This window comes from Pseudomonadota bacterium, assembly GCA_027624955.1.
Classification (GTDB): domain Bacteria; phylum Pseudomonadota; class Alphaproteobacteria; order UBA828; family UBA828; genus PTKB01.
Genome location: JAQBTG010000075.1, coordinates 1 through 6,091, shown reverse-complemented (window position 1 = coordinate 6,091; position 6,091 = coordinate 1). Strand labels below are relative to the sequence as shown.

Here is a 6,091-nt window from a genome sequence, read left to right as displayed (position 1 = left end):
CCGCCGATACCACCAAAATCGCGCCGTCCATCTGCGCCGCACCCGTGATCATGTTCTTCACATAATCCGCGTGACCCGGGCAATCGACATGCGCGTAATGCCGCGCTGTGGTCTCATACTCAACATGCGCCGTCGCAATCGTTATGCCGCGCTCACGCTCTTCCGGCGCCTTGTCGATCTGATCAAACGGCACAAATACAGCACCGCCCGCCTCGCCCAGAACCCTCGTGATCGCTGCCGTCAACGTCGTCTTGCCGTGATCGACATGCCCAATCGTGCCAACATTGCAATGTGGCTTCGTACGCTCAAATTTCTGTTTAGCCATTTTCTTTTCCTCTTCTCACGTCCACTCGGCTTCGGTCAGGCGATAAATCTCATGCGAATTTTGCTCGAACTTCTTCCGAAACGGCTGTGGGAACTTGCTGGTAGTGATCGAATTCCATAGTGAACTGCGCGCGGCCCTGGCTCAGCGAGCGCAGTGTATTGACGTAACCGAACATCGTCGCCAACGGAACTTGTGCCCGAATGACTTGGGTATTTGAGCGCGGCTCCATGCCTTCAATTTGCCCACGCCGCGAATTTAAATCGCCAATAACATCGCCGAGATAATCATCCGGCGTAACGACTTCGACTTTCATCATCGGCTCCAGCAGCGCCGGTTTTGTGCGGCTCATCACCTCACGGAAAGCCGCCCGGGCGGCAATCTCAAACGCCATCGCACTTGAATCGACATCATGATAAGCGCCGTCAACCAACTTGGCCTTAAAATCGATTACCGGAAAACCAGCTATCGGACCGGTCTGACGCGCTGTTTCAAAGCCTTTTTGAACCGACGGTATATATTCGGTAGGCACATTGCCGCCACGAATTTTGCTGTCGAATTGAAAACCCATGCCGGGCTCGAGCGGCTCGAACTCAACTTTAATGCGCGCATACTGACCCGCGCCGCCCGACTGCTTCTTATGGGTATAATCGACTTCTGCGGCGCGCGTGATGGTTTCTCGGTAGGCTACCTGCGGCGGGCCAACATTGGCATCAACTTTGAATTCGCGGCGCATACGATCAACTAAAATTTCGAGATGTAGCTCACCCATGCCCTTGATGATCGTCTGGCCGCTTTCGGCGTCCGATCCGACCCGAAAAGATGGGTCCTCCTCCGCCAACCGCGCCAACGCGAGAGACAGTTTATCCTGATCCACTTTGGTCTTCGCTTCGACCGCTACCTCGATAACCGGTTCGGGAAACTCCATGCGCTCAAGAATGACCGGATTGGTCACGTCGCACAGGGTCTCACCCGTGGTGGTATTCTTCAGTCCAGCAATGGCGACGATCTCACCGGCGCGGACTTCCTTGATATCTTCCCGGCTGTTGGCGTGCATAAGAAGCATGCGCCCGACGCGTTGTTTCTCATTCTTAACGCTGTTCAGCACTTGACCGCCGGTTTCCAAAACGCCGGAATAGACTCTTACGAAAGTCAGCGATCCGACGAACGGATCGGTCATAACTTTAAATGCCAACGCTGCAAACGGTTGGTCGTCTTTGCTCTCGCGTGCGACCTTGTTCTCTTTGCCCGGAACCGTCCCATAGATCGCCGTGACATCGGTTGGCGCCGGCAGAAAATCGATCACTGCGTCCAGCAGTGGTTGCACGCCTTTGTTTTTGAACGCTGAGCCGCACAAAATAGGCACCATATTGCGTTCAATCGTGGCGCGGCGGATACAGCGTTTAAGAGTTTCTTCATCAGGCTCGGTGCCTTCTAAAAAGGCCTCAAGCGCCTGATCATCGAATTCCACAACGCTTTCCACCAGCTCGGCATGCAGGCTCTCAGCTTTTTCCAAGAGCTCGGCCGGAATGTCACCGATTTCATACTCGGCACCGAGTGTCTCGGATTTCCAGATAACCGAGTTCATAGCAACGATATCGACCAACCCGATATGCTGGCTTTCGGTGCCAATGGGTATTTGCAGAACCAAAGTGGTCGCACCCAACCGATCTTTGATCATCTCAACAGTGCGGAAAAAATCAGCGCCGATCCGATCCATCTTGTTGACGAAACAAATTCGCGGCACAGCGTACTTGTCGGCTTGGCGCCAAACTGTCTCGGTTTGCGGTTCAACACCGGCGACACTATCAAATACCGCCACCGCGCCATCCAAAACACGGAGTGAGCGCTCGACCTCAATGGTGAAGTCGACATGCCCCGGTGTATCTATGATGTTGATGCGGTGGTCACGCCAGAAACATGTTGTCGCGGCGGAGGTGATGGTGATGCCGCGTTCCTGTTCCTGCTCCATCCAATCCATGGTGGCGCTGCCATCATGGACTTCGCCCATTTTGTAGGATTTTCCGGTGTAAAACAGAATCCGCTCGGTCGTTGTCGTTTTTCCGGCATCGATGTGCGCCATGATGCCAATATTACGAAACCGATTAAGGGGTGTCTTGCGTGCCATTATCTAAATTCCATCCGCCGGTGGCGCTACCAACGGTAGTGCGCAAAAGCGCGGTTGGCCTCCGCCATGCGATGCGTATCTTCACGTTTCTTGACGGCGGAACCCCGTCCCGCAGCCGCGTCCATCAACTCGTTGGACAATCTGTCTGTCATGGTGTTTTCGCTGCGTGCCTTGGCCGCGGCGATCAACCAGCGGATTGCCAGAGTTTGGCGCCGCTCAAAGCGTACTTCTGTCGGTACCTGATATGTCGCGCCACCTACACGCCGCGACCTAACTTCTACCGTGGGCTTAACATTCTCAAGTGCCTCATGGAACATCCGCAGCGGGTCCTGGCTGCTGCGCCGGCGCATGTTCTCGAACGCGCCGTAGACGATCTTCTCCGCGACCGACTTTTTGCCGTCGTCCATGAGAGAATTCATGAATTTCGCAACGATCTTGTCGCCGAAATTCGGATCCGGATTAATTTCTCTTTTTTCCGCTGCGCGGCGCCGTGACACAGTAAGAACTCCCCTATTTCGGACGCTTAGCGCCGTATTTCGAACGGCGCTGTCGGCGTTCCTGAATACCCTGCGTATCCAGTGTTCCGCGAATGATGTGATAGCGGACGCCCGGCAAATCCTTCACTCGTCCGCCACGTATCATGACAACCGAATGTTCCTGAAGATTATGTCCCTCACCTGGTATGTAGCTGGTGACTTCAAAGCCATTGGTTAATCGAACGCGCGCAACTTTACGTAGCGCCGAGTTTGGCTTCTTAGGCGTCGTTGTATAAACGCGCGTACACACTCCACGCTTTTGCGGACAAGCCTGCAACGCTGGCACCTTGTTGCGCTTGACCGGCGCTTTGCGCGGCTTGCGAACCAGTTGATTAATTGTTGGCATGTGCCACTCAATTCCTCTTCAAGCTTGTTGTCCGCCACATCAGCGAACAATCGTCAATTTCTTGGAGTCGGTCGTCTTCAGGCCAGCACTTCAATTTCCACAGCAAAAAAGAGAAGCGAACCAAGTTCACTTCTCACGAGCTGGTTTCGCCGGCTCGTCGGCATAATATATTGCTACGTCGGTGTCTGCGCGGGCGCTGTTTAAGTAAAGAACCAGCGTGCCCTACAAACTGAGCGCGCATAATAGTTTCGGCCCATCGCGGCGTCAAGCGTTAAACCGCTCATAACTTGGGCTTTTCGCCCTTTACTTTAACGTTCCTTCGGTACCTCAGAAGATGAGCGCCGTCATACAACCGGTGTGCTTACTCAGCGGGCACCGGTGCCGTCTCAGCAGGCGGCGCCAACACCTCAGTTTCGCCCAATATCTCCGCCTCTAGTGCTAATTGATGCTCCAATGCGCGTTTAGCGGCATCACGGTTGATTCGGTTAACCACACTTCCCGTTCCGGCCGGAATAAGGCGTCCGACGATGACGTTTTCTTTCAATCCGACCAAATTGTCAGATTTTCCGGCTACCGCCGCTTCGGTCAACACGCGCGTCGTCTCCTGGAACGATGCGGCGGAGATGAAGGAACGCGTTTGTAGAGATGCCTTGGTAATGCCCTGTAAAATCGGAATGGATTTAGCCGCTACATGACCATCCCGGTCGGCGCGGGCGTTAATTTCATCATATTCGGTGCGGTCCACTTGTTCGCCGATCAGGAATGTTGTTTCGCCCGGGTCGGTGATTTCGACCTTTTGCATCATCTGCCGGCAGATCACCTCAATATGCTTGTCGTTTATCTTCACACCTTGCAGACGATAAACTTCTTGAATTTCCTCGATTAGGTAGACGGCCAGTGCTTCAACACCCATAACCCGCAAAATATCATGCGGCGCTGCATTGCCGTCCATCAACGGGTCGCCGCGGCGCACGAAATCACCCTCTTGCACGCTGATATGCTTGCCTTTGGGAATCAGATGTTCGACGGGCTCTTCGCCGTCTTCTGGAATCACAACGATACGCCGTTTGGACTTATAGTCCTTGCCGAACTCCACGCGCCCGTCGATATCACTGATAATCGCATGGTCTTTCGGCTTACGGGCTTCAAACAGTTCCGCAACACGCGGCAGACCGCCAGTAATATCGCGCGTTTTTGTCGATTCCCTTGGAATACGCGCCAGTACATCGCCGGCATGTACAGTATCGCCGTTTTCGACGTTGAGAATGGCGTCCACGGAGAGAAAATACTGCGCTTCACGTCCACTCGCCAAAAGAAGGAGGTTGGCCTCGCCGTCGACTAAAGCAAGGCGTGGCTTCAAATCACCGCCCTTGGCTTGTTGTCGCCAATCAACGACGACCATATTCGACACGCCGGTTTGTTCGTCCATGGTTTCGCGAAAGGACAGCCCCTCTATCATGTCGATGAACTGGATCTTGCCGGTGAGCTCAGAAATAAGCGGTAGCGTGAAAGGATCCCAAGTTGCGAGCGCCTGTCCTTTTTCGACCTTTTCACCATCCTTGACGAATAGTTTGCCGCCGTATGGCAGGCGATGGCGCGCGCGCTCCGCACCTCGTTTATCTTTCAAAACGATCTCGCAATTACGCCCCATGATAACTTCAATGCCGGAACTGTCCGTCACGACATTCAGGTTTTCGATTTTCACGGTCGCATCTAGTGCCGCTTCGACACTCGATTGCTCCGTACCGCGCTGCGCGGTACCGCCGATGTGGAAGGTCCGCATGGTAAGTTGCGTTCCCGGCTCACCGATCGATTGCGCGGCAATAACGCCAACCGCTTCACCGATATTAACCACCGTGCCGCGTGCCAGATCGCGCCCGTAGCAATGACCGCAAACGCCGTCCTTGGTCTCGCATGTCAGAACGGAGCGGATCATGACCTCTTCGATCCCCGCTTCATCAACACGGTCAACATCGCGCTCATCAAGAAGTTGGTTGGCCGGGATAACTACCTTGCCCGTTTCCGGATGCTTCAGAGCAACCGATGTCACTCGGCCGAGGGTCCGCTCTGCCAGCGGCGAAATAACTTCGCCGCCTTCGATAACCGCCCGCACGGTGAGACCCGCCTCGGTGCCGCAATCCTCTTCAACGATAATGCAGTCCTGCGCCACATCGACCAGGCGACGGGTAAGATAGCCCGAGTTCGCCGTTTTCAATGCCGTGTCAGCCAAGCCTTTACGCGCGCCGTGGGTTGAGTTGAAATATTCGAGAACCGAAAGCCCTTCCTTAAAGTTGGAGATAATCGGGGTCTCGATGATTTCACCTGAAGGCTTGGCCATGAGACCGCGCATTCCGGCGAGCTGCTTCATTTGCGCTTCTGAGCCACGCGCGCCCGAATGGGCCATCATGTAGATCGAATTCAGGGTTTTTCCGGCATTTTCCGGAAGATCGTCGCGCGCAGAATCCGACATGCCGGCCATCATCGCCGTCGCGACACGGTCGGTGCATTGCGACCACGCGTCGATCACTTTGTTATATTTTTCGCCCTGAGTGATCAATCCGGCGGCATATTGCTGCTCATACTGTTCAACTAGGTGATAGGTGTTGGAAACCAGTTCGATCTTTTGAGCTGGAATAATCATATCGTCCTTGCCGAACGATATGCCCGCCTTACCGGCGTAGCTGAAGCCTAGTTTCATCACCTGGTCGGCGAATATGACGGTTTCCTTCTGGCCGCAATGGCGATAGACGGTATCGAAC

5 protein-coding genes are annotated in these 6,091 nt (G+C 54.4%); all 5 read right to left on the bottom strand.

Translation table 11 applies throughout. The annotated features are described in order from the left end of the window. The coding region (locus O3A94_16960; GenBank protein MDA1357939.1) for a GTP-binding protein at positions 1-325 on the bottom strand (325 nt) is incomplete at its 3' end. A 49-nt stretch (positions 326-374) separates the two neighbouring features. Beyond that, positions 375-2,450, bottom strand: a complete 2,076-nt coding sequence (gene fusA / locus O3A94_16955; GenBank protein ID MDA1357938.1) for an elongation factor G — start codon at positions 2,448-2,450, stop codon at positions 375-377. 26 nt (positions 2,451-2,476) lie between these two features. Next, positions 2,477-2,947: a 30S ribosomal protein S7 gene (gene rpsG / locus O3A94_16950; GenBank protein MDA1357937.1), complete on the bottom strand. Its 471-nt coding sequence runs from the start codon at positions 2,945-2,947 to the stop codon at positions 2,477-2,479. 13 nt (positions 2,948-2,960) lie between these two features. Beyond that, positions 2,961-3,332, bottom strand: a complete 372-nt coding sequence (rpsL, locus tag O3A94_16945) for a 30S ribosomal protein S12 (GenBank protein ID MDA1357936.1) — start codon at positions 3,330-3,332, stop codon at positions 2,961-2,963. A 361-nt stretch (positions 3,333-3,693) separates the two neighbouring features. Next, positions 3,694-6,091 (bottom strand): DNA-directed RNA polymerase subunit beta' (locus O3A94_16940; protein ID MDA1357935.1); only part of this gene is annotated, 2,398 nt, incomplete at its 5' end.

Excerpts from the sequence above, each read along its gene's own strand:
- fusA (MDA1357938.1), bottom strand. The coding sequence starts at position 2,450 with ATGGCACGCAAGACACCCCTTAATCGGTTTCGTAATATTGGCATCATG.
- rpsL (MDA1357936.1), bottom strand. The coding sequence starts at position 3,332 with ATGCCAACAATTAATCAACTGGTTCGCAAGCCGCGCAAAGCGCCGGTC.